Genomic DNA, 24676 nt, shown 5'->3' with positions numbered 1-24676 from the left:
CTCAGCCCTTCAGACTCAGCGGCAAACCAGCCACTACCAGTACTGCACGGTCACAGGTCGCCGCTGCGGCCTGGTTCAGCCGACCTGCTTCATCAACGAACCAGCGCGATATCGCCCCTTGCGGCACGATGCCCTGCCCGACTTCATTGGTAACCAGGATCACATCACCCGGTGCCTGTGCCAGCGCTTGCAGAAAAGCCGCACGCTGCTCAGTGAATGCAGCCGGGGCATCTATCGCACCTATCTCGGGGAATTCTTTATGCTCGGAAAACAGCAGATTCGACAGCCAGACCGTCAGGCAATCAACCAGCAAGAGATTGTCGGCACGACTGTATTTTTCTATTACAGCGCCCAGTGCCAGCGTTTCTTCCACGGTCTGCCAGTGTCCGTCGCGGCGCGACCTGTGATGTGCGATACGCTGCTGCATCTCGGCGTCCCCAGCTTGTGCGGTGGCGATATACACCACCGGTTTACCAGATGTCGTCGCCAGCGCTTCCGCATGTGCGCTCTTGCCGGAACGCGCACCACCTATGACCAGGGTGCGTGTCATGTCTTCTTCTCCGGTGCAAATATGCGTGCCGTTGCAGCAGGACAGGATGAGAAATAAGCGTGGAAATAAGTCGCGGTCAGTGCGCCGCGTTTATATACCGCTTCACCTTGTGCGCCGTTGGAACGCTTGACAGTTTGTGACTTTGGCTCAACCGGTGTACTCAGCGTCGAGTAATGGAAGGCGTGGCCACGCAGCTCACCGTCTTCGGTCGCCAGCGACTGCATGCCGAGACCCGCCAGCTTGCCCTGCATCACGACCTCGCCCGGCATCAAGCCGACCATCGGCCATTGCTTGCCATCGGCATCGGTCAGGCTATCGGCTATCACCATCATGCCGCCGCATTCCGCGAGTATCGGCATATCCTGCGCATAGGCTGCACGCATAGAATCCTGCCAGTTCTGTGCCGCCGACAAGGTCGCGCAATGCAGCTCAGGATATCCACCCGGGATATACACAGCATCCGCATCAGCCGGTATTGCTTCATCATTCAATGGTGAAAAGAATGTCAGCGTCGCACCTGCTGCGCGCAGGCATTCCAGATTGGCGTGATAAACAAAAGCAAAAGCCGCATCACGCGCTATGGCGATTGTTTTACCCGCCAATAACTGTGGTGTACTCGTTGCCGCCAGACTGGCATCCAGCACCACTGGCGGGATGGCATCCCAGGCCGCCATATCGATCTCGATCTGATCCGCCATTTGATCCAGCACCTGATCGACCTGCACAATTTCATCCGGCTGTACCAGACCCAGATGGCGCTCGGGCAAAGCTTGCGTCTGTTTCGGCAGTGTCGCGAGGATGGGTACATTGCGTATGCCTTGCGTCACCATCTTGGCGTGCGAAGCACTGGCGATACGATTAACGATGACGCCTGCCAGCTCGACCGGGCCGTATTGCTGCAAGCCGAGCACGACTGCGCCTACGGTCTGCGCCATCTTGGCCGCATCCAGCACCACCACTACCGGCACGCCAAAGGCGCGCGCCAGGTCAGCCGACGATGGATCGCCATCGTACAAACCCATCACGCCTTCGATCAGGACGACGTCAACCTCACTCGCCGCCTTGGCCAGCAAGCGACGGCAATCGTCGAGTCCGACCATCCATAAATCGAGCGCATACACTTCGGCTCCGCTAGCGCGCTGCAAGATCATGGGATCGAGATAATCAGGGCCAGTCTTGAAGACGCGCACCGTTAAACCCTGGCGTATCAGCTTGCGTGCCAGGGCGGCAGTGACCGTAGTCTTGCCCTGCCCGGACGCGATGCCCGAAATCAGGACGATGCGGGCGGTATGCGCTGTACTACTCATCTACCACTCCACGCCCTGTTGCGCGGCGATGCCGTTTGCAAACGCATGCTTGATCGGCTGCATCTCGGTAACGGTATCAGCCACCGCGATCAATTCCGGCGGCGCGCCACGACCTGTGATTACAACGTGCTGCATCTCGGGCCGTGCCTGCAGATCGGCGATCACTTGCTGTACATCCAGGTATTTATATTTCAAGGCGATATTCAATTCGTCCAACACTACCAGTCCGACAGCCGGATCAGCCAGCAAGACTTGTGCGCGCTGCCATGCCTTCTCGGCATTGGCGACATCACGTTCGCGGTTCTGCGTTTCCCAGGTATAGCCTTCACCCATGACATGGAAACTGATTTCATCGGGGAAGCGACGGAAGAAATTCTCTTCACCGGTGGCGATTGCACCTTTGATGAATTGCACCACGCCTACCTTCATGCCATGACCCAGCGCACGCGCTGCCATGCCGAAGGCGCTGGAGCTTTTGCCTTTGCCATTGCCACAGGTAATCACGATTACACCTGCATTGCGCTTGGCCGCTTCTATTTTTTTATCGACGACTTCTTTCTTGCGCGCCATGCGCGCATTGTGTCGTTCGTTCAAGCCATCAGCGTCGTTAATCTTTTCCTCACTCATTTTCTTCCTCAACTGCCAGGTAAATCGTGCGCTTGCCATGCTTGACGATCTCGATCGGATGGCCGAGGCATACACTCAACAGCGATGCCTGCATTACTTCATCGACCGGGCCAGCATGCCAACGGCCATCACCCATCAAGAGCAAGGCATGGGTGGCGACGCTATGTGCCAGATTCAAATCATGGCTGACCATCACTACTGCCTTTTGCTGTTCCCGGCACAGCTTCGACAACAAAGCCATCACGCTGACCTGGTGCGCCAGATCGAGCGCACTGGTCGGTTCATCCAGCAACATCAAAGGCGCATCTTGCGCCAGCACCGCAGCGATCGCCACGCGCTGCCTCTCACCGCCGGACAAGGAGCGCACATCGCGCTCTGCCAGCATATCGGCATCCATGGTCTGCAGCGCTGCATGAGCGGCGACATAATCTGCCTCCGACTCCCAGTACGCCGACTCATGGTAAGGATGACGCGCCGTCAATACGGTTTCGATCACCCGATAACCAAAAGCATCACTACGCCCTTGTGGCAAATAGGAACGCTCACGCGCCAGATCCTGCAAAGACCATTTGGCCAAGGCACGGCCATGCAACTCCAGCTCGCCACCATCCGCGTCGCGCAAACCAACCAAGGTGCGCAACAAGGTGCTTTTACCCGCGCCGTTACGACCGATAACGCACCAGCACTCGCCCGGCCCTACCTGCCACTGCAGGCCGTCCACCAGGACGCGATCGGCTATACTTAATTTGAGATTGATGGTTTTCATCAGCGCTTCCTCAACTGATGCAATTGCAGCAGGAATACAGGCACACCGATAATGGCGGTAATCACACCGACCGGCAGCTGCTGCGGCGCGACGATGGTGCGGGCCAGCGTATCCGCCAGCACCAGGAAGGTCCCACCCACCAATGTGGCGGCAGGCAACAACAAACGGTGATCCGGCCCAAGCACGAAGCGACAGGCATGCGGCACGATCAACCCAACAAAACCTATGCTACCGGCGTTGCTCACAGCGCTGGCTGTCAACAAGGCGGAACATACAAACAAACCGGCGCGAAAGCGCGCCACATTAATACCAAGGGTGGAAGCGGCTTCCGCGTGCAAGGCAATCACATTAATCGCACGCGCGGCGCGTACCGCAAACAGGATGGCCATAGCCAAAACGATCCAGGGCACCCAACGGAACTGGGTACCGGACAAATCCCCGATCAGCCAAAACACCATGCCACGCAAACGATTGTCCGGCGCAATCGACAACATCAGCGTCACCAGCGCGCCACAACCCGAAGCCAGGATCACGCCTGTCAACAGCAACAAAGGCGCACTGCCATCCGAGCCAGCCGCACCGCGCAGATCGCGTCGTGCCAGCAAAAATAAAATCAGCGATACAGCAATCGCGCCGCCAAAGGCCGCCACATCAATCACCCATGCTACGGTGCAGATCAGCATCGCAGCCAAAGCGCCCACTGCCGCACCACCCGACACGCCCAGCACATAAGGCTCGGCCAAAGGATTACGCAACAAGGCTTGCATCATCACACCAGCCAGGGTCAGGCTCGCGCCCGTCACAAACGCGGACAGTGCGCGACTCAGGCGCAGCTCAACCAGCGTCGCCGCCATGGTGTCAGCGCTACCGCGCAACAATTCGCGCATCGCACTAGCGATATCGCCCAATGACAAAGTGACAGAACCCATTACGCCTGCCACCACAAAACTCAGCAAAGCCAACACAAACAAAACAGACAACACCGTCCACGCGCGCGTCCGCCCCTGCAACGCAGCTACATGCATGCTTTTATTCACTACCGTACTCATGGGCGCAACGACATTCGGACTTCCTCATAGAACTTGCGCATGCATGTCCGGATAAACCACTCCGGGCATGCATGCGCAATCTTGCAACAGACGCTATTTTACTGATGCTTATTTAAAACCGTAGCGAATACCTACTAAACCGTTTGAACCCGGGGTATTGTAATTACGTATCAATACATAGTTCTTATCGAAGACATTATTCCAACGGGCAAACAACTGCCAGTCATCGCTCAGATTATAAGTGGCATTCAGGTTAAGTAAGGCATAACCCCCAAGTGGCTGTTTGTTATTGGAGTCAGAAAAGCGTGAACCACTGAAACTGACATCAGCGCCTGCGGTGAATTTCTGAGCGACATAGTCCACACCTACGGTACCGTGATAACGTGCACGACGCTCCAACACGGTATTTTTTGTTTCGTCCTTTGGATTTTGCAAATCTAAGGAGCTATACAATCTGAAATCACCAACACGAGTACCAGCCCCCATCGAAACACCGGTCAACAAGGCATCATTAACGTTATAAGCACAGGAGGTTCCACTTATACCAGGTGGGCAAGGGCTACGACTCACAATCATATCGGTAAGCTTATTGCGGTAATACGCAATGCTGAAATCAGATTTACCGTCATCATAATAGAGACCCACCTCGGCATTTCGTCCTTTTTCCGGTTTGATGTCCGGATTGCCGTAACTGGTAAAGTACAGATCGTTGAACGTTGGAGCACGGAAACTCGTGCCGACACTACCACTGACTCGCAGCTCTTTAGTTAAGCGATAACCATATCCCAAACTACCGGTAACATTGGAGCCATATGTAGAGTTATCGTCATAACGTGTGCTGATATTGCCGATATGCGCACCACGCTGCAATTGGTAAGAAAGTGCCAATGACTTCGTTGTACGCTCCTTATTCATTGGCTGAGTTGTAATTGCTTCTTCTTTTTTATGCTCAGCAATAATCTGCAGCAAATCAGTGCCAATCTTGATATCGTTTTGCCAGCTGAACTGAGTACTTTCTGAATTGAATGTCTCAATTGTTACCAATGGCTTTGCTGAATAGCTTTGCAGCTTGTCAGAAGATTTGGAAACCTGAAACAAACTGCTCCAATTTGAAGTAATTTGGTTGCGCGAAAAAATGGAATAAACCCCGACGTCAGCATAGTTACGCGCGTCATAGTAACCGCGAGTACCGCCATCAAATTGCGCGTTGCTGCTGTTTTGCAGAAAGCTCGCGCCAATTTCATGCCCCTTTGCCAGCTCCCAGGAAACCTGACCACTATTGCTAGTCTTTTTATAGCCATCTCTATCTGGATTGTATGAGTTGCCAATGCTTGGCACCGAAGCATTGAATCCAGTGGCCTCTTCTCGGGAAGAATTAAACGAATAGCGAAGCTTATGATCGCCATCAGTAGAACCTGCAAGACCCAATGTGTACTCTTTCGTGCCGTAAGTGCCAGCACCAGCTGATGCAGTTATATGCGGCGCCCCTGCACCTTTTTTGGTGAATACCTGAATAACACCGCCAACCGCATCTGCACCGTACAGACTGCTTAATGGGCCATATACCACTTCAATACGATCAATTTGTGACAATGGAATGGATGACCATGTAGGTTCGCCATTTGTTGCAGATGCTGAGCGTACACCATCGATTAACAAAATGACCTGCTTGCCTGATGAGCCTCGCATGTAAACAGTCGAAGATGTGCCGGCCCCACCATTGCGCGTAATTTCAATGCCACGCTTGCGTTGCAGAAGATCTATCAGCGACGACTGTCCTGATTGTTGGATTTCTTCCGATGTGATGACGAGATTGTCACTCAGCACATCACTGGCTTTCTGCGCGGTGCGCGCAGCGGTTACCAAAACAGGTGCTAACGATTGATCAGCTGGAGTTTGCGCAAAACTCAAAGGAGAAAATGCAGCGGAAACGGACAAGGCAATAGCCAGCGGCGGGAACGCCACAGCGGCGCGCCGTAAAACAGATGAGCTCATGATTACTTTTCATAGAAACAGCATCCAGCCCACCTCCCCGCAGGCTGAATTGAAAAGAAATACCGGAACCGATTTAACGACCGAAACAGACAGTAAGCAGCACCAGGCCGCACATGAACGAATCGCGTCGCGAACATCCCCGTTCGCGGCATTTCCACCTGTCCTGGCCGGTATCCGGGCTAGCAAGCACGAGCGTCTCACCTTCCCATGCACATGGCACAGTGGTGTGAGAGACGATCTGTCATCGAAAGTGACGCTTGATTACCGTTGCGGGGGCAGCACACGTTAGCCTGAGGCCTCGTGTTTCCCGTTTAACTGCAGACATGAACATGTCCGCGAGCACCAAAACTGGCGTCATTGTAAGGCCCATGCGGGTGAGCCGCAACTTTGGGGGTGATTTAGCTGGTGTGGCGTTCTATTTGTGCAACATCAACGCAAGCAAAAAAATACCTGCCCCCTGAATTTCTCAAGGTAGCAGGTATAGGTACGTCACGAGGTAAAAATTACTTAGAAATCCATCCGTGCCGAGAATCTTACTGAACGACCGGTGTCCGGATAAATACCGCCTCCACATTTGCCGTATGCATTTGTGAAATAGTTTTTATCAGTGAGATTTGTTCCGCGAACCGCAAACTCCCATGCTCCGACACGCACAGCGTAACGGGCATCCAATGTGGCAAACGACGGAATCGTCAAATTGCACGTATTCGAAAAGTCACCGCCATAGCGCTGGGAGTCAACCCATTGCAAGCCCACATCCGCAGTATGCCCGTTACCCGGCAACCAATTCAGACGTAAGGTTGCCGTATTTTTAGGAACCAAAACCACCTCATTACCTGCATACGGGCCTTCAGTAAACTTCGCATTGACGTACTGCCAGATACCAATAACGCTGAATGCCTGCGTCAAGCGAGCACGACCTTCAATCTCAACACCTTCGCGTTTGGTTGGATCCAGATTGACGTTCGCCCCGAAACCAGAAAATGACCCGGCATTCGCTATGACCGGATCCAACATTATTTCGTTTTTCAATTTATGTTGGAATACTCGTGCGGTCACTTTCTTTGCATCGTCACCAAACGAAGCTCCTAACTCCAGATCATTGGATGTCTGAGGCTTAAGCAATTTATTATTTAACGTGAAGCTATTGTCATCGGCATTCGCCACGCGATAACTGCGCCCGGCTTTTGCGAATACGCTCACTAAAGGCTGTATTTGATATGCACCTTCAAGCGACCATGCATTTACCGAGGTTTTATTTTGATATTGGCTAAGCAGTGTCACAGTATCAAACGAATTTTTTTCAAATCGTTCATGACGAGCACCGAATGCTATACGTGCTTTACCGCTCTTAATTTCATCGCGGAAGTAAATCGCAGTAGATTTCTGTGTCGAATCAGTAGTTGGATAACCCTCGGAAACGCGATTCCAATGCGTGAAATCCAGACCGGCAACTAATTCATTGGAAACCGACCCTGCATTGCTTAAGTAGCGTAATCTTGGCGAAAATTGCGACGTTTCTGTACGCGCCTTGTTTAGGCTCCCTTGAAAGAACTCAACATTTTTTGTCTGGCGCGAAAGATCCGCTGCGAGCTTGAGATTTCCAAAACTCTTCTCGCCGAAGAAGGTATAGCGATCGACGTCAAAACTACCGTAATCATTAGGGGAAAACGTCTGTCTTGGATTGCTTTGATACTGGGCCGCGGTTAGTGGCCCCGGAAAACGACTATCCTGGCGACTGGAATCTACGCGAAAACCTAAACGCGCATCCTTGCCCACCCATTGCAAGCCGCCACTGAACGTATCCTGCCGCAAGCCGCCATTAGCGCGATAGTTGTCGGCATGAATACTGCCCAGAGTGGCATCCAACACAAAGTTATCCCATCCCTTCGATAACGCAGCTCTTGCTTCTTGATAACCATAGCTGCCGGCTTCCGCGAAAACCGAGCCGCGCGTAGCATTGGTTTTGCCTCGTTTGGTGATGATCTGAATAGTGCCGCCCGTTGCACCTTCGCCGTACAACACACTGCTACCGTTGCGCACAATCTCGATACGCTCGACAGAATCGATAGGAACAGAAGACATCAAGGTAGGCGATTGTTCATTCTCGGATATGCGGATACCGTCGACCATGACCACCATATTGTTGTCGCTGGTGGTACCGAAACCGCTCAAATCCAACGAGAAATCCGATGTCCCGCTAAAGTTCTGGCGACCATATACACCGCCTATTTTGCGTATCGCTTCATTGACATTGTTGATACCAGCTTCACGTATCTGCTCAGCCGTAATAACCGTCGCACCAATAGGTGCCTCTGTCGTTTCAAAGCGCGAAGCCGAAACAGTAACAGGCGTCAGCTTCTGTCCGGTCTCAACCTGCGCAAGGGCAGGAAAACTCAAGGTGGCGAGTGCAGAAACCAGCGCGAGTGGTTTCCATGCAGCGGTGCTGCGATGTGATGGCAGGGATTTCATGTTTACTTTATTCAATGGATAGCACCCGACCTGCCTCCCCGCGGGTCGAGTTCAACGCAAGCATGGACGCGATCATCCGCATGCTTACACCTGTCCTGGCCGGTATCCGGGCTGACAAGCCTGAAGGTCCTGCCTTCCCATGCATCAAAGCACAGTGGTTTGAGGGACGCTCTGTCAGCCGAACAAGTACTTCGACTGACGCTTGTTTTACCGTTGCGGGGGCAGCACACGTTTGCCGTCGAACTCAGGCATCGTGTTTCCCGTTTAACTGCAGACATGGACATGTCCGCGGGCACCAAAACTGCGCCATTGTACGGCTGGGGCCATTTATCAGCAAATTCGCAGTAATTTAACGACAAATTAACGACTTTTGGCCAGCTCACGCGGAACGCCACCCGGCAAAGGCTCTGGTCTATAATCCACGCTTCGCTGCAATCTCACACCTACGCATGTTTACTCCCGAACAAGTGCAAATCATCACCACACAACTGGCGCGCAAGCAGGACCGCACGCAATTGGTGGATCTGGATGGCACTCCGGTTATCGTCAAGCGACTGGAAGCACCGCTCAAGCACTGGGGTTATCCGGTACTGAATACGCTGGCGCGCCTGCTCGGCCAGCCCATGTTGCGCGCAGTACCGGCACCGGGTGGCAGTGAAGCACAGGCAATCGAGGTGGCCCGTTTGCGTGCATTGGCTGCGGCAGGCGTGTCTGTGCCTGAAGTGCTGCATGTGACACCGGAATGGTTTGCCCTGTCTTTCCTCGGCGCACATTCAGTCGATCAGCTGCTGCGCCAGCAGCCACAAAAAGCAGAGGAATACTGGAAGAACGGCTTGCAGGCTATCCTTGAGTTGCATCGCCTCGGCCAGACTGCCAGCCAATGTTTTGCACGCAATATGATTGCGCATGAAGGCAAGATCAGCTTTATCGATTTTGAAGATGATCCGAGCAAGGTGATGCCGCTGGCGGCAGCACAAGCGCGCGACTGGTTACTCTACCTGCATTCAACCGCCTACATCCTGCATATGGACAGGCAAATGATCGCGCAGACTTACCTCGATTATTTATTGCAGGATGATGTCGCTGTACAGCGTGAAGTGAGACGTGCAGCAAGTGCTTTCAGCTGGTTGCGTATCCTGCCTAAAGAGCGCAAGCCATGGGGACGTGATGTAGTTTCGGTGCAGGCGGCAGCACAGGTGCTGCATATCGTCGTGAAGCTGATGCGCCAGCAATCACGCTAATAATCAGACTAACAATCGACAACCAGTAATTCTCCGTAGCGTATCTTGTGTGGCTTCTGCGCCGCATATAAAGCCATTTCCGGCACCGACAAACCATGTTCACAGGCCGCCAGCAAGCGGATGATGCCTGCGTGGCAAATCACAATTGCATGCTCGATTTGCAGTTCAGTCAGCTCGTCACGGAATGCGCGTACCCGGTGCGCGACTTGCATCACACTTTCACCGCCACCAGGCTGATACTCAACCATATCCTGGCTCCACGCATCGATAGCGGTACGCGGAATGTCGTCCCAGGTACGCATTTCCCAATCACCGAAATGCATTTCGGCCAGCCGCTCATCGTAGGTCGGTTTGGCACAGCCCAGCGTTTGCGCCAGGCTTTCTGATAAATCCATGCAACGGCGCAAAGGGCTGGAAAACACTTGTGCATTCTTCGGCAAAACCGGCAACAAGGAGGCATGTGCCGAGGCCAGCTCTTCCGCGGCAACAGCCAGATCAGTACGGCCATAGCAAGTATTGGCAGCAACAATGGGGCGTGGATGGCGGACGAGATAGAGATGCATGGCACTCCTCAATGGGTAATGACGGTCAATACTCCAAGATAAAATGCGACTTCACTTACTTGCTGAACGGCACCAAGAGTGTCTCCGGTATAACCTGCAATACGGCGCTGGAACATGCGCGCCAGCCAGAATGCGGCGAGCGCGGCAAACAATATCCCGCATGCAACGCCAGATACAGGGAGTAAACCGGTGAGGCAGAGCAATGCAATCGGCAACAAGGTGGTACCGGCAGCGATGCCGAACTCCTGGTTAGACATCTCTTGCGCAATTGGTTTCGCTTTCCCGTTTTCTTTTGCGTATTCCATGCGCCACACCAGGCTGATCGCCGCCAGACGCGACAGCGGATGCGCAATCAGCAAGGCGGACACCACCGCCGGTGATGGCAAACTGGAAAGTGCCATCCACTTCAGTGCCAGCATTAAACCGATACCGATCGCGCCGTAAGCGCCTATGCGTGAATCCTTCATGATCTCCAGCGCACGCTCCGGCGTACTGCCACCACCCAGGCCGTCGCAAGTGTCAGCAAAACCATCTTCATGAAATGCACCGGTCAGATAAATCCCGGCGATGGTCGACAAGAGCACAGCGATAGACTGCGTCCACAGTAAAGACGCAATGATATAGACGACGATAGTCACCAATGCCACCACGATGCCGACCGCAGGAAAGTAGCGCGACGCGTGTTGCAGCCATTGCGCATCAAACCCTACCCAGCGCGGCACCGGGATGCGCGTAAAGAATTGCAAGGCAACAAAGAACAGCCGCAACTGGTGCAGGCAACGTGCGGAGAAACTGCGGTGCGGGACGATCTCTGTTTCCATAATGTGCTGATATTTTTATAGCTTTAAGCGTTTTGTTGACTGACGTCCGCAGATTCAAAAGTTGCCATTTCGCGCAGGAAGTTGACGGCTGCATGCAACATCGGCAAAGCCAGCACGCTGCCAGTGCCCTCACCCAGGCGCAAACCCATATGCAATACCGGACGACCGCCGAGGTGATTGATCATCTGCCGATGTCCGTGCTCATCCGAGCAATGCGCAAATACGCAGTAATCGAGGATCGCAGGCTCCATCCGTGCAGCCACCATCAGCGCACTGGTGATGATAAAACCATCTATCAGCAAGACCATGCGACGCTCCGCCGCAGCCAGCATGGCGCCAACTATCATGGCAATTTCAAAGCCGCCAAAAGTAGCAAGTATGTCCAGTGGTGCATTTTGCGCAACGACGGCGGCATGATGCGCCACCGCATCCTGCACCACCTTTTGTTTATGCAATATGCCTTCGTGCGCCAGACCGGTACCCGCGCCTACGCATTCCGCGGCAGGCAATTTAGTCATCGCATGCATGATGGCAGCGGCCGACGTGGTGTTACCTATGCCCATTTCACCGAAGCCGAGTACATTGCCCTTGATTCCAGCCACCAGCTCGCGCCCGGCCTGTAGCGCTTGCGCACATTGCTCCGTGCTCATCGCTGCTTCCTGCGCAAAGTTGCGTGTACCGTAAGCCACTTTGCGATCGAGCAAACCATCACGCGCACCAAAATCATGGTTCACGCCTGCATCCACTATATGCAGCGCACAGTGATTCAGCCGTGCAAAAACGTTAATCGCTGCGCCGCCTGCCAGGAAGTTCTCCACCATCTGCCAGGTCACGCTCTGCGGGTAGGCCGAAACGTTCTCAGCCACGATGCCGTGGTCAGCGGCAAAAACGATCAGCGCCGGAGCTATGATCTGCGGCTGCGTGGTTTGCTGGATCAGGCCGATCTGGCGCGCCAGCTTCTCCAGCATGCCGAGGCTGCCCAGCGGTTTGGTTTTGTTATTGATGGCCGCCGCCAATGCTGCGGATAAAGCGGTGTTCTCGGTAGAAGCAAGTGTAGTCATGTCGGATGTACAAATCGGGTGTGCCAGCAGACTGCGTGCGTAGGGGCGAATAACGCGTCAAGCTCGCGAAACGCTAATAGCTTGACAACAATTTGCAGCATAATTGGCTCGCACCCAGGCCTGCTGGTCATACCGCAATTGCCGGGCGCGTAAAAAGTGCTTGCAGTGTAGGCGTGTGCTTACGCTGCGTCAAACCACATCCGCTGCAAGCGCCCCGCGACCATTTCCTATGACAGGCAGCCTGGCCGTTTAGCATGACAGACGACCATGACCAGCCGGTTACAGAAAAACAATGTAAATCCGGGTCGTGTAACAATATTTTGCAAGTGTTGCCAACAGCCGCCAACTTCGAGTGATTTACTATGCGCCCCTCTCAAATCTGGGTATTATTGCCTTGGATCAACGCGCAAATTGCGCGTACCAAAATCCATAGTCTGCCGGGTCTTTAGCACCCCGAACGGGTGCTGCGCCTTATTCGAGCGCATCGCGACCGGCATCGATATAAATGGATAACAGACAGGGAAAGGTATTACATGAGCGGCGATTTAGATGAGTTTGATGCATTGTTTGAAGAGATTTCTGCGCAGCGAGCGGAAACGATAGCTGCGCCTGCTGCAGCAGCACCTGCCGCTCCGGCCACACCTGCTCCAAGCTCTGCTCCTGCAGCCGCAGCGCCAGCCGCCGCCATCGCATCGACTTCTGATGCGACCAACGATGAAGACGGCAGCGAAAAGCCCATGTACGAACGCCTGGGTGGCATCGTCCGCCTGCTGCACGATTCATTGCGTGAACTCGGCTACGACCGTTCGCTGTCTGATGTTGCCTCACAGATCACCGACGCCCAAGGCCGCCTCGAATACGTCGCGACACTGACAGAGCAAGCAGCCAACAAAGTCCTGAACGCGATCGACGTCGGCATGCCAGAACAGGATGCCCTGTCCAAAAGCGCCAAGGATATGGATGCACGCTGGGCGCAGCTATTTGACGGCAAGCTCAGCGTCGATGAATTCAAGACACTGGCCCATGATTCACGCCAGTTTGCAGGCAAGGTCACTGAAGTGACTGAAGCAGAAAAAGCCCGCCTGCTGGAAATCATGATGGCGCAAGACTTCCAGGACATCACCGGCCAACTGATCAAGAAAATCGTCGCCATCACGCACAAGGCTGAGAGCGAACTGGCGCAACTGCTGCGCGACAACGCACCCGCTGAAGTCAAAGCCGCCCATCCGGAAAACAAACCGGCCGAACTCATGAATGGTCCATCTGCGCCGACGATCGCAATGGTGCAGGATGATGTCGATAGCCTACTTGCCGATCTGGGGTTCTGATGGATGACATGCTCAAGGATTTCGTCGTTGAGGCGCTGGAACTGGCGACGAATGTAGAAGAGCACCTGCTTACACTGGAGCGTAATCCAGGTGACCTCAATACACTGAACGCGGTTTTCCGCTCCTTCCACACCATCAAGGGTGGTGCCGGTTTCATGAACCTGCCCGCCATGGTCTCGGCCTGCCATCTGACGGAAAACCTGTTCGATGCGCTGCGTACCGGACAAGTCCCAGTGACGCCTATCGCGATCGAAGCAGCGCTGCAAGCCAGCGGCTTTGTCGCCGATCAGCTGGATGAACTGGCCAATGGCGCACAACCGGAAAGCCTGTCGGCAATGCCTGCCTCGCTGGAAGATATCCTGACCAGCGCGATTGAAGGCAAAACCGAAGCCCCCGCTGCCACTCCAGCAGTTGCAGCCGCAGCGGTCACATCCGTAACAGCCGTCAGCACCGTCGGTGACGACGGCCTGGACTGGAATGCCTTATACCTCGCGGTAGTCCCTGCCGGTACTGTGCCCGAACTGACAGTAGCCAGCGTTGCACCGACAGTAACAGCTGAAGCGGCCCCGGCAGCCGCTGCTGCCAAACCTGCGGAAGCCAATAAACCGTGGGATGGTGTAGACCGTCGTGGCGGTGGCGACAAACAAGGTGGCGCACTGAAGGAAGACAGCATCCGTGTTGACGCCGTCAAGCTGGATACCCTGCTCGAAGTGGCCGGTGAATCGGTACAGGCAGCAAATCAAGCCAGCGTCTTGCTGGAAAAACTGGCGCAGTTCCCGGTTGAAGGACATGCTGCCACCCTGATGGCAGCGCTGGCCGAAACCCTGAACCGCGCGTCGCGTTACTCCACCGAATTGCAACGCGCGACGCTGGCAACACGCATGCAGCCTGTCGGCAAGCTGTTCCAGAAATTCCCGCGCCTGGTACGTGAACTGGCGAAGGACCTGGGCAAGGATGTCGAGTTGCAAATCGAAGGCGCAGAGACAGAAGTCGACCGTGTCGTGGTCGACAGCCTGTACGATCCTTTGGTGCACATGCTGCGCAACTCGCTGGACCACGGCATCGAAGAAGCAGCAGTCCGTGCCAAATCCGGCAAGCCTGCGAAATCGACCATCCTGCTGAAAGCTTGGCAGGAAGCCAGCAGCGTCATGATTGAATTGTCTGACGATGGCAAAGGCATGGATGGCCAACAACTGCGCGCCAAGGCGATCTCCAAAGGCCTGATCTCGGATAACGCCGCGCAGACCCAGGAAGAGATGCTGCAACTGGTCTTCCTGCCGGGTTTCTCGACCAAGGAAGTGGCGAACAGCGTGTCCGGTCGTGGCGTCGGTATGGACGTGGTGAAAACCGCCGTTGAGAAGCATCGCGGTGCGATCACGATTGACTCGGTACTCGGCTCCGGCACCCGCTTCTCGATCCGCCTGCCGATTGAACTGTCCATCGTTCCTACCATGCTGGTCCGTAGTTCGGATGCGGCGCTGGCACTGCCGATGGCGGTGGTACAGCGTGTGGTCGAATTACCGGAAGAGTTCGAACAAGTCGGTGGCGCACCAGTGCTACGTGACCAGGGTCGTCCATTGCCGGTGCGTTCGCTGGCTGGTGCCCTCGCCTATGAAGTCGGTGTGGAAAAAGTCGGCATCGTGATCGCCGCACCGCAACCCTACATACTATCGGTAGGCATGGTCGAAGGTACGGCTGACCTGGTCATCAAACCGATGACCGCGATTACCGTCCCTGGTATTGCCGGTACTGCGCGTTCAGCGGAAGGCGAACTGGTGCTGGTGGTCGGCCTCTCCTTCCTGCTGGATGGTTGTCGCTCTACACCGCGACTGGCTGCGTAATAAAGTAGATACGCAAAAAAAGGGATGCACATGTGCATCCCTTTTTATTTAAGCCGCGCTGTTAAGACCTAACGCCCCTTCTTCGTTGCCTTCGCTTTGCTGCTAGTCTTGACTGCCTTCACCGCAGCTTTGGGCTTGCCCTTGCCTTTCTCGGCTTGGAATACTTCATGGAATTCGGTCGCCATATTGCGGATGGCACGACCGATATTCGCGTAGTCGTATTCATTCAGGTTGGCCAGCGAGACACGGCCTGACGGATGCGTCGTACCGAAGCCACGCCCCGGTAGCAGGATCACACCAGTTTCTTCGGCCAGGCGGAACAAGGCTTCATTCGGTTTCAGGCGCTTGAGCAACCATTGCGAGAATTCCTTACCGTGCATTTGCTCGGAAAGCGACTCCAGATCCAGCAGATGGTAGTAGCGCACCGAGTTAGGATCATGTTGCATAGGCAGGCCCAGCTCACGATACAGCGCCTGCTTGCGGCGCAAGACGATACGTTTCATCTCGGCCTTGTAGCTATCTGCCTCATCCATCAGGGCGAACAGCGAGAACAAACTCATCTGCGCCTGCACCGGCGTCGACAAACCAGCTGTATGGTTCAGCGCCACAGTACGGCTATCGGCCACCAGCCTGTCGATAAATTTCAGCTTGCGTGGTTCGGTCGTGATCGAGTGATAGCGCTCATCCAGTTCCTTGCGCAGCGATTCCGGCAATTTCGCAATCTTCGCATCCAGCACATTGTTTTCATGTGTTGCCACCACGCCCATACGCCAGCCGGTTGCACCAAAGTATTTGGAGAAGGAATACACCAGGATGGTGTTGTAAGGACACATGGCAAACAGCGACACGAAGTCATCTGCGAAGGTGCCGTACACATCATCGGTGAGGATGATCAGGTCCGGACGTTTTTTGACGATCTCGACGATGTAGGCCAGCGTCTTGTCATCAATCTTGACCGATGGCGGATTGCTCGGATTGACGAGGAAGAAGGCTTTGACTTTCGGATCCAGCAGCTTGTCCAGTTCCTTCTTGGTAAATTGCCAGTTATTCGATTGCGGCGCATCGATGGTCATTTCCACCAGCTTGTAATCGTTGAGCTGCGGAATCTCGATATACGGCGTGAAGATAGGCATACCCAGTGCAATCGTATCGCCTTCCTTGATCAGGTGATTCGCTTTCAGGCTGGCGAACAGATAGGTCATCGCCGCGGTACCGCCCTCCACTGCATACATGTCGAAGTTACCGACAAACGGATGGGTACCTATCATTTCCTTGTGGATGTACTGGCCGACGATTTTTTCGCTCAGGGTCAGCATGCGATCCGGCACCGGATAATTACAACCGAGTATGGCTTCACACATCTCATAGATGAAATCGCCAGCCGACAGGCCGAGCTGATCGCGCACATACGAGACGGCGGCTTCTATGAAGCGTATGCCTGGTACTTTTGCATGCTGCTTGGCAAAAATTTCAAAACGCGATTCTATGCCCTCACGTTGCGGAAAGCCGCCCACATCTTTCATGTAAATATACGAACGTTCTGCTTCCGTCATCGCAAACAAGCCAAACTGGAAGAAGCCGTGACGTGGTGTGGTTGCCAGGAAGTTAGGATTGCCACGTCCGGCATTCAACATGTGCTGATTGCTCTTTTTCGCGGTCTGTATCAGTGCATCCTTCAATTCGAAAGGGCTTAACAATGCGAGTTTGTCCGGGTTACTGAAGTCCATGTGCGCTACTCCTTATCAAAGATGAGAAGCCCTCTGTTAGCGGCCTCGAAACAGTCCGAATGTGAAAGAAACGATCAAACCAAAGCCACGATCAGCGGCCCAAGCAAAGTCAGGAATACATTCGCCAGCGCATAAGTGATAGCGAAAGGAACGGTAGGGATAGAGTTTTCGGCCTTGTCCAGCACTTCACCGAAAGCCGGGTTAGCGCTGCGCGAACCGCTCAGTGCGCCAGCGAAGATAGCGGTATTGTCATAACGCAGCACATACTTGCCGATCAGCATGGTCAGGATCAACGGCAGGATAGTCACCACGACACCGACACCAAAGATAGTAAAGCCATGTTCCTTGACGGTCTGCACCGCCTGCAGACCGGAAGACAAACCGACCACCACAACAAAACCGGCCAGACCCAGGTCTTTCAGGATCTGCACCGCACCGCTAGGCATCGCACCAAAGGTTTGACGCTTGGCGCGGTACCAGCCGAACAGCAGACCCGACAACAACGCACCGCCGCCGCTGCCCAGCGTCAATGGAATCGAACCTATCTTCGCCGTCAGCATGCCGACCAGCAAACCGACGACCAGACCGGCACCCATATACACGAAGTCAGTTTTCACACTAGGCACGATCACATAACCAACCAGCGCAGCGATGCGTTTCACATCCTGTTCGGAACCATAGATCGTGATCACGTCACCGAGCTGCACCACAGTTTCCGGCAGCATAGGCAAGACCTGACCCATGCGCGTGATTTGCAGCACATAGATACCGTGACTGACGCTGTGTGAAGTCTGGCTGCGGATTTCGCCGACGGTCTTGTTGTGATATTCCTTATTGGTGAGTACGAGTTCCTTGCGCTGCATGGTGAGTTCCATGCCTTCGACCGCATACAGTTCACGGCCTAGTTGTGCGGCGACGCCGACCATCGCTTCACGCCGTCCGACGACCAGCACGATGTCGCCGGTTTCCAGTGCCAGTTGCGGCGTGACCTCTATGATCTGGCCCTGACGCTTGATGCGTTCGATGGTGATGGAAACTTGCGGATTGGCGGTTTCTATTTCACGCACAGTTTGTTTGTTACCTTGCGCAATCTGATAAATCCGTCCGACCAGATCAGGTGCAGCCGCCTGTTGTCCCGGTCCCAGCACTTGCACACCGGCTTGCATCGCTGCTTCTGCCTTTACCGCATCTTCCTTGATGGTGCGTCCCATCAGCTTGGGCAGGATGTTCACGCAGACGATAATCGCGCCGAAGGAACCAAACACATAAGTCACCGCATAACCGACTGCGACATTACCCTGCAGTCGCGTGACCTCTTCTGCCGCCAGTCCCAGCTTGGCGATCGCATCACCGGCAGTGCCGATAATCGCCGACTGTGTCAGCCCGCCCGCAGCCACACCTGCAGCCAGTCCTTTGTCCAGACCGAAGAGCTTGGCCATGACAACAACTGTAATCAGGCCGGTAATTGCCAGCACTGCAGCCAGGATGATTTCACGTATCGATTGCTTGCCCAGTGAATTGAAGAACTGCGGTCCGCTTTCATAGCCAACCGCATAAATGAATAAGGCAAACAGTACGGCCTTGACGCCTGGATCGACCTGCACCCCCACCTGGCTCACGACGACCGCCACCAGCAACGAACCGGCAACGCCGCCCAGCTGAAACTTGCCAAACTTGATCTTGCCTATGTAATAGCCCAGCGCCAACGACAGGAACAGGGCTATCTCGGGAGATTTTTTAAATAACTCGTGTAACCATTCCATAGCAATCACCTTTGTGAAAATTTAAATTGCGTTTCCTAAATTGCGTTATGTATCGGATACTCGTCTCGGCCAAATCAAGTCGGCTTGTTTGCACTTATTGTTTACTCATACAGCTCTCACTCAGCGATGCACATAGCCGACCAGCCCGACGATCAACGGGCCCATCAGTGGCAACACCACATTCGAAATAGCATAGGTAATCGTGTAGCCCAGCAAAGGCGTGGAATTGCCTGCTGCGTTCTGGATCGCACTCAAGGCTGGCGTGCTGCACTGCTGGCCCGCGATGGCACCGAGCAAAATCGGCGCCTCCAGTTTCAGAATAAAGTGTCCGACCAATAGCGAGATCGTTGCTGGCAGCACCGCGATGGCGACACCTATCAAAGGCAGCGCAATGCCATATTGTTTAATCAGGGTCAGTGCCTGCGGACCGGAAGCGAGTCCGACACAGGCAATGAAACTGGCCAGGCCGATATCCTTGAGCAAGGACAATGCATCCGGGTGTATGCCCATCAGGCTAGGACGTTTGGATTGATACCAGCCGAAGACCAGGCCGGTCAGCAAGGCACCACCACCGGTGCCCAGCGAAAACGGAATGCCGCCCAGCTTCAGGCTGAAGGTGCCGATGAATACGCCCAGCACTATGCCGAGTCCGGCATACACAATATTGCTGCGATCAGTACGCTCTATGCGTGTCCCTATCATGGCAACTGCTTCCGCCATCGCTGACGCCTTGGCATCAGCCGAGCTTTATAACTGCAGCACATCACCTTGCAGCAATTGCACATGCGGCAACGGCGGCAAGGCATGCTCACCGCGTTTGATGCCGGAGACATGGACACCGAGCGGCAAACTGATTTCACCGAGCTGGCGTTCTGCCAGTGCCTTATTCTTCAACATGGCTTCGACGGTTTGCACCACCATATTCAGTTGATCCGTATCGGCAAACTCCGGCCCCAGTATGCTGCTCGCCGTCAGCAATGCGCGCCTGTGTCCTATCACCAGCACGCGGTCGCCACGACGTAGCTTGAGCCCGGGTGTGACATCCAGTTTGCTGCCAGCGCGTACCACGCGCTCGACACTGGCCTGGCCGGAGAACAATGCATGCAGCGACTCTATGCTGCGACCCGCGCCGACATCTATCTGATAGACCCGTCCAGCCATTTCCCGTATCGGATTGACTTCATCCGGCGCGGCTTCCTTGCCGCCCATCTGCGCCCACAATTTATCCGCTTCCTCGCGCAAATTGACACGCAATAACAAAGGGAAAATCTGGCTGGTCACGATCACGATGGTGATCAGCCCGAAGATGTAAGTGATCGAATACGCGGTGACCACATTCGCCTGCAATTGCTGTATTTCTGCCGCGGGCAAAGCAAGTTTGGATATCGCATCGGTCGCAGTACCAACCACCGCAGATTCAGTCGCCGCACCTGCCATCAGGCCAGCCGCAGTACCTGCATCAAGCTTCATGACTTTAGTTGCGACCATCACCAGCGCCAGTACCACGACGACTTCGATCAGGCATAGCAAACCCAGGCGCAAGCCTTTGAGGTTCAGATTGGAGAAAAATTGCGCGCCACCGGCATAACCAAGGGCGAAGATGAACAACATGAAGAACACATTTTTGACACTGGCATCCAGCGTAACGCCCAGTTGTCCGATGAAGAGTGCCGTAATCAATGTACCGCAGACACCGCCGAGCTGTATCGGGCCAAACTTGATTTGTCCTATCGCATAGCCTATCGCGAGCGAAAGGAATAAGGCGATTTCCGGCACCTGGCGCAAGAGATCAGTGATCGAGCCGAGCATAAGCCAATTCTTTCAAATTCGCAGGGCTTACACAAAGTAGCCAACCATCCGGCTACTTCTTTCGCGCCCTGTCTTTATCAATAGAAAGCTGCACTTAATACTGCACTGCTAACGGTGCGCAAACTCACCGACTGTTTGCGTATTCACATGTGAATGCACTCGTTATATACATCAAGATACTGCGGACATCAGGAATTAATTCTGGCAAGCCTACCATATTGCCCAGCTGAACGTAAATTGCACCTGTAAACTGATGTCGCACATCTTTCATACAAAAAAAACGGGCTACCTGTGCGGTAGCCCGTCTCTCCCTGATGCGCCAGCTTATATCGCCTGAATATTGCTCCCGGTTAGCAGACTTCAAATCCGGCCGCAATACGCATTTCGTCTTAGATGCCGAGTTGGTTAATCGTCCTTCGCGCCATCGATACCCAACTCATGGATTTTACGTGTGATCGTATTGCGTCCTATCCCCAGACGCACAGCGGCATCGTTCTTGCGACCATGCGTATGCTTGAGTGCAGTCTTGATCAATGTCGATTCAAACTGACGACCCAGGGCATCCATCACTTCCGGCTGGCCTGCAGCCAGCAATGCCGCCGCTTCCGCTTCCAGCAAGCTAATCCAGTTACCTGCTTCTGCCGGTGCACTGACCGCATATGACGTGACCGGTGCCACACCATTGGAACCACCGGCGTCCTCTGTCGTCGCATAGCTATGTGCTGCTGGTGGCGTGCCTGCAAAGGTGTTGGCAGCACCGCCCGCAAACGCCTGTCCTTCAGTCAGCTCATGCGGCAAGTCCTTGGCTTCCACCGTCTGGCCCGGCGCCATTACGGTGATCCAGTTACACAGGTTTTCCAGTTGACGTACGTTACCCGGCAACTCGAGGCTGCTGAGGAATTGCATCGCACTATCCGACATCCGCTTCACTTCAACGCCGAGCTGCTTCGCGCTCTGCTGCAAAAAGTGACGTGTCAGAATAGGGATGTCTTCACGACGTTCACGCAAGCTAGGCAAACGCAGGCGTATGACGTTCAGGCGATGGTACAAGTCTTCGCGGAACAAACCTTCGCGTACACGATGCTCCAAATTCTGATGGGTCGCCGCGATCACACGCACATTCGCTTTCAGTGGCTGATGGCCACCGACGCGATAGAAGTGTCCATCGGACAGCACGCGCAACAAACGTGTTTGCAGGTCGAATGGCATATCGCCGATTTCATCGAGGAAAAGCGTGCCGTTTTCCGCTTGTTCGAAACGACCACGACGCGTCGCTTGCGCACCGGTAAAGGCACCGCGCTCATGACCGAACAATTCTGATTCCAGCAAGTCTTTCGGGATCGCGGCTGTATTCAATGCGATGAAAGGTTGCGATGCGCGCGGGCTGTGTTTATGCAAGGCACGTGCGACCAACTCTTTACCAGAACCGGATTCACCGGTGATCAGCACCGTGACGTTCGATTGCGACAAACGTCCGATCGCGCGGAATACATCCTGCATCGCTGGCGCCTGGCCAAGGATTTCAGGGGTTTCGGCCGAGACTTGTTCGACGCTGGTTTCGCGCAGGCTTTCTTCCAACGCGCGACGGATCAGGCCGACTGCGTGATCAATATCAAAAGGTTTGGCCAGGTATTCAAACGCGCCGCCCTGGAACGCCGCCACAGCCGAATCCAGATCCGAGAAAGCGGTGATGATGATGACAGGCAAACCCGGATGCTTGGCTTTGACTGCCTGCAGTAATTCAAGGCCGGATTCACCCGGCATGCGGATATCGGAAACCAGAACTTGCGGTGCACCGGTTTTTAAAGCCTCCAGTGCATCCCGCGCATTGGAAAAACTCTTGGTGGCAAGATTTTCTCGCGCCAGTGCTTTTTCAAGGACCCAGCGGATAGACTCGTCGTCATCAACAATCCAGATTGGCTTCATATATTTATAGTGTCCCGCGTCATGTGGCTAGGTTTATAGATTCGTCGCCAGGCTCAAACTGCTCATGGCAATGGAATCAAAATTCTGAAATCCGTGCATCCCGGCCGACTCTCGCATTCGATCAAACCCATGTGTTGCTGTACGAATGTCTGAGCCAGCGTCAAGCCCAATCCACTACCGCCATCCCTACCTGAGACCAAAGGATAAAAAATACGATCGCGGATGTCAGGCGGGATGCCCGGTCCGTTATCGATGATATGCAAGTCTAATGCCAGCCGGTATCGCACCTTGGCCAGCGTCACCTGACGCGCGATACGGGTACGCAAAGTGAGCTCGGCATCGCCGGTTTTCATACGGGCGGACAGCACCTGGGCCGCATTGTGTGCAATATTCAATACTGCCTGTATCAGCTGTTCCTTGTCGCCACGGAACTCAGGTACGGACAAATCATAGTCGCGTTTGATCTTCAGGCCATTCGGAAACTCAGAGACTATCAGGCTGCGCACCCGTTCACATACTTCATGGATGTTCACATCACCGACGATATGCGGGCTGCGATGCGGTGCCAGCAGACGGTCAACAAGTGTTTGCAGGCGATCAGCCTCCTTGATGATGACCTGCGTGTACTCGCGGAATTCTTTCAGATGCCGCTCCGGCAACTCCAATTCCAGCAGTTGTGCCGCACCACGTATGCCGCCCAGCGGATTCTTGATTTCATGCGCCAGGTTGCGAATCAACTCCTTATTCGCCTGGCTTTGGTCGATCAGGCGCTCTTCCCGGTCCAGCTTCAGTTGCTGCACATTCTCGCGCAGCTCGATCAGGACCGGCGTATCTGCGCTATCCAGCGCCGATACCACCACATGGACCTGCAAAGGATCACGACCTAGGCGCTCCAGCACCAGGTCCAGCCGCTTGTCGGCGAATTGATGCTCGAGTGCTTCCTGGAATACCTGTTCCAGCTCCTCGCAATTGATGAAAAGCTCATTGAGCTTATGGTTGGTCAGTGCCTTGCTGGAACTCTCCAGCAAAATTTCAGCGGCAGGATTGGCATAGGCGATATCGCCGTCCGGACGCAGTACCAGCACTGCCGAAGCCAGCAAATCCAGACCATCTAAAGCAATTATGTTTTTTTTCACAGGAATCCAAAAAAGAAAGGCCGCTATACGCGGCCTGATTCAAGCAAACATCATACCGATGTTACTTCAAGTTATTGAGTTCGCGTTTTAATGCTTCGACATTCTTTTCGGAACGCGCCAGATCATCCTTCAGCGTCGCCGTACGTTCCTGGTATTTGGCATAGTTACGCTCGTCACCACGGCGTTCCGGTTCACCATTATTGTATTCGCGCCGGATGTCGGCGAGCTTTTGCTCTTCCGTTTTCATTTCATCCATCAGGATCTGGCGGCGATCACTGTCGCGCGCCTTCTGCACGGTATTGTCTACCTTGGGGAAATCGCTGGGTGAGGAAGCCTTGGCGCTCACCGTCGGCGTCGCCGGTTTCTTCACGGCTGGCACAGTGGTCACGCCCGGCAGGTCTACCTTTTTGCACTTATTGGTAGGACCGGTATTCTTGTATTCACGGTTGCCATTGGCGTCTATGCACAGATAGACATCATTTTGCGCATACGCGGAAATAGCGAGGGTAGACAGCAGCAGGATAGCGAGTTGACGTTTCATGGACTTGTTTCGGTGAAACTGTTAAATCGGATACTTAGTGTATGGCAACAATCATAGTCTGACAAACACTGATGTTCTATTTTCTGCCTGCCAGCAACAAAAAAAGCGGAGAAAGCTTACGCTCTCCCCGCTTTTCATCTTGCGGTAACAATC

General features: G+C 54.2%; 20 protein-coding genes and 2 riboswitches. Of the genes, 3 read left to right on the top strand and 17 right to left on the bottom strand.

Going from position 1 to position 24676, the window contains the following annotated elements:
* Position 1: 1 nt before the first annotated feature.
* From cobU to H7U06_RS06625, 7 genes are all read right to left on the bottom strand, one after another.
* Positions 2-550, bottom strand: coding sequence for a bifunctional adenosylcobinamide kinase/adenosylcobinamide-phosphate guanylyltransferase (cobU, locus tag H7U06_RS06655; RefSeq protein WP_175625398.1), 549 nt, complete (start codon positions 548-550; stop codon positions 2-4).
* Positions 547-1857, bottom strand: coding sequence for a cobyrinate a,c-diamide synthase (locus tag H7U06_RS06650; protein ID WP_175625397.1), 1311 nt, complete (start codon positions 1855-1857; stop codon positions 547-549). The genes cobU and H7U06_RS06650 overlap by 4 nt, the downstream gene beginning before the upstream one ends.
* The gene (gene cobO, locus H7U06_RS06645; protein WP_175625396.1) at positions 1858-2484 is read right to left on the bottom strand and encodes a cob(I)yrinic acid a,c-diamide adenosyltransferase; all 627 of its coding nucleotides are present in this window, start codon (positions 2482-2484) and stop codon (positions 1858-1860) included. It abuts the gene before it with no gap.
* On the bottom strand, positions 2477-3250 hold the full coding sequence (locus H7U06_RS06640; protein WP_175625395.1) for an ABC transporter ATP-binding protein: 774 nt from the start codon (positions 3248-3250) through the stop codon (positions 2477-2479). Before H7U06_RS06640 ends, cobO begins: the two co-directional genes overlap by 8 nt.
* Positions 3250-4275 (bottom strand): iron ABC transporter permease, encoded by a 1026-nt coding sequence (locus tag H7U06_RS06635; RefSeq protein WP_175626064.1) that lies wholly within the window; start codon positions 4273-4275, stop codon positions 3250-3252. The genes H7U06_RS06640 and H7U06_RS06635 overlap by 1 nt, the downstream gene beginning before the upstream one ends.
* A gap of 132 nt (positions 4276-4407) precedes the next feature.
* The gene (locus H7U06_RS06630) at positions 4408-6294 is read right to left on the bottom strand and encodes a TonB-dependent receptor domain-containing protein (protein WP_175625394.1); all 1887 of its coding nucleotides are present in this window, start codon (positions 6292-6294) and stop codon (positions 4408-4410) included.
* A 147-nt stretch (positions 6295-6441) separates the two neighbouring features.
* Positions 6442-6656: riboswitch (cobalamin riboswitch) on the bottom strand.
* Positions 6657-6801: 145 nt separating this feature from the next.
* Positions 6802-8766 carry a TonB-dependent receptor gene (locus tag H7U06_RS06625; protein ID WP_175625393.1) on the bottom strand — a complete coding sequence of 655 codons (1965 nt, stop codon included), beginning with the start codon at positions 8764-8766 and terminating at the stop codon, positions 6802-6804.
* Between the two features lie 79 nt (positions 8767-8845).
* Positions 8846-9081, bottom strand: a riboswitch (cobalamin riboswitch).
* 134 nt (positions 9082-9215) lie between these two features.
* Between H7U06_RS06625 and H7U06_RS06620 the strand changes: the two genes are divergently transcribed.
* The gene (locus tag H7U06_RS06620; RefSeq protein WP_175625392.1) at positions 9216-10007 is read left to right on the top strand and encodes a hypothetical protein; all 792 of its coding nucleotides are present in this window, start codon (positions 9216-9218) and stop codon (positions 10005-10007) included.
* A gap of 8 nt (positions 10008-10015) precedes the next feature.
* On the opposite strand, the gene H7U06_RS06615 is transcribed toward H7U06_RS06620, so the two are convergent.
* Genes H7U06_RS06615 through cobT form a run of 3 tightly spaced genes read right to left on the bottom strand, consistent with a single transcriptional unit; the run spans position 10016 to position 12452 of the window.
* Positions 10016-10570 carry a histidine phosphatase family protein gene (locus tag H7U06_RS06615; RefSeq protein WP_175625391.1) on the bottom strand — a complete coding sequence of 185 codons (555 nt, stop codon included), beginning with the start codon at positions 10568-10570 and terminating at the stop codon, positions 10016-10018.
* A gap of 8 nt (positions 10571-10578) precedes the next feature.
* Positions 10579-11391: an adenosylcobinamide-GDP ribazoletransferase gene (locus tag H7U06_RS06610; protein ID WP_175625390.1), complete on the bottom strand. Its 813-nt coding sequence runs from the start codon at positions 11389-11391 to the stop codon at positions 10579-10581.
* A gap of 23 nt (positions 11392-11414) precedes the next feature.
* Positions 11415-12452 (bottom strand): nicotinate-nucleotide--dimethylbenzimidazole phosphoribosyltransferase, encoded by a 1038-nt coding sequence (cobT, locus tag H7U06_RS06605; RefSeq protein WP_175625389.1) that lies wholly within the window; start codon positions 12450-12452, stop codon positions 11415-11417.
* 533 nt (positions 12453-12985) lie between these two features.
* Between cobT and H7U06_RS06600 the strand changes: the two genes are divergently transcribed.
* The gene (locus tag H7U06_RS06600) at positions 12986-13780 is read left to right on the top strand and encodes a protein phosphatase CheZ (protein WP_175625388.1); all 795 of its coding nucleotides are present in this window, start codon (positions 12986-12988) and stop codon (positions 13778-13780) included.
* Positions 13780-15621, top strand: a complete 1842-nt coding sequence (locus H7U06_RS06595; protein WP_175625387.1) for a chemotaxis protein CheA — start codon at positions 13780-13782, stop codon at positions 15619-15621. The genes H7U06_RS06600 and H7U06_RS06595 overlap by 1 nt, the downstream gene beginning before the upstream one ends.
* 68 nt (positions 15622-15689) lie before the next feature.
* Here H7U06_RS06595 and H7U06_RS06590 read toward each other — a convergent pair whose 3' ends face one another.
* The 7 genes from H7U06_RS06590 to H7U06_RS06565 form a co-directional block, all read right to left on the bottom strand.
* On the bottom strand, positions 15690-17348 hold the full coding sequence (locus tag H7U06_RS06590; RefSeq protein ID WP_175625386.1) for a bifunctional aspartate transaminase/aspartate 4-decarboxylase: 1659 nt from the start codon (positions 17346-17348) through the stop codon (positions 15690-15692).
* Between the two features lie 74 nt (positions 17349-17422).
* Positions 17423-19111: an aspartate-alanine antiporter gene (gene aspT, locus H7U06_RS06585; protein WP_175625385.1), complete on the bottom strand. Its 1689-nt coding sequence runs from the start codon at positions 19109-19111 to the stop codon at positions 17423-17425.
* 120 nt (positions 19112-19231) lie between these two features.
* On the bottom strand, positions 19232-19831 hold the full coding sequence (locus H7U06_RS16375; RefSeq protein WP_368492556.1) for a hypothetical protein: 600 nt from the start codon (positions 19829-19831) through the stop codon (positions 19232-19234).
* Between the two features lie 27 nt (positions 19832-19858).
* Positions 19859-20920 (bottom strand): hypothetical protein, encoded by a 1062-nt coding sequence (locus H7U06_RS16370; RefSeq protein WP_368492555.1) that lies wholly within the window; start codon positions 20918-20920, stop codon positions 19859-19861.
* A 405-nt stretch (positions 20921-21325) separates the two neighbouring features.
* Entirely contained in the window at positions 21326-22846 is a 1521-nt protein-coding gene (gene ntrC / locus H7U06_RS06575) for a nitrogen regulation protein NR(I) (protein WP_175625384.1), read from the bottom strand.
* Positions 22847-22908: 62 nt separating this feature from the next.
* Complete coding sequence (gene glnL / locus H7U06_RS06570) at positions 22909-23982, bottom strand: nitrogen regulation protein NR(II) (protein ID WP_175625383.1); 1074 nt, start codon at positions 23980-23982, stop codon at positions 22909-22911.
* 61 nt (positions 23983-24043) lie between these two features.
* Complete coding sequence (locus tag H7U06_RS06565) at positions 24044-24523, bottom strand: DUF4124 domain-containing protein (RefSeq protein ID WP_175625382.1); 480 nt, start codon at positions 24521-24523, stop codon at positions 24044-24046.
* Positions 24524-24676 lie beyond the last annotated feature (153 nt).

This window comes from Herminiimonas sp. Marseille-P9896 (assembly GCF_903993245.1).
Classification (GTDB): Bacteria; Pseudomonadota; Gammaproteobacteria; order Burkholderiales; family Burkholderiaceae_D; genus Oxalicibacterium; species Oxalicibacterium contaminans.
Note: the sequence above shows the minus strand (reverse complement) of the source record. Positions and strands in the feature narration are given on the sequence as shown.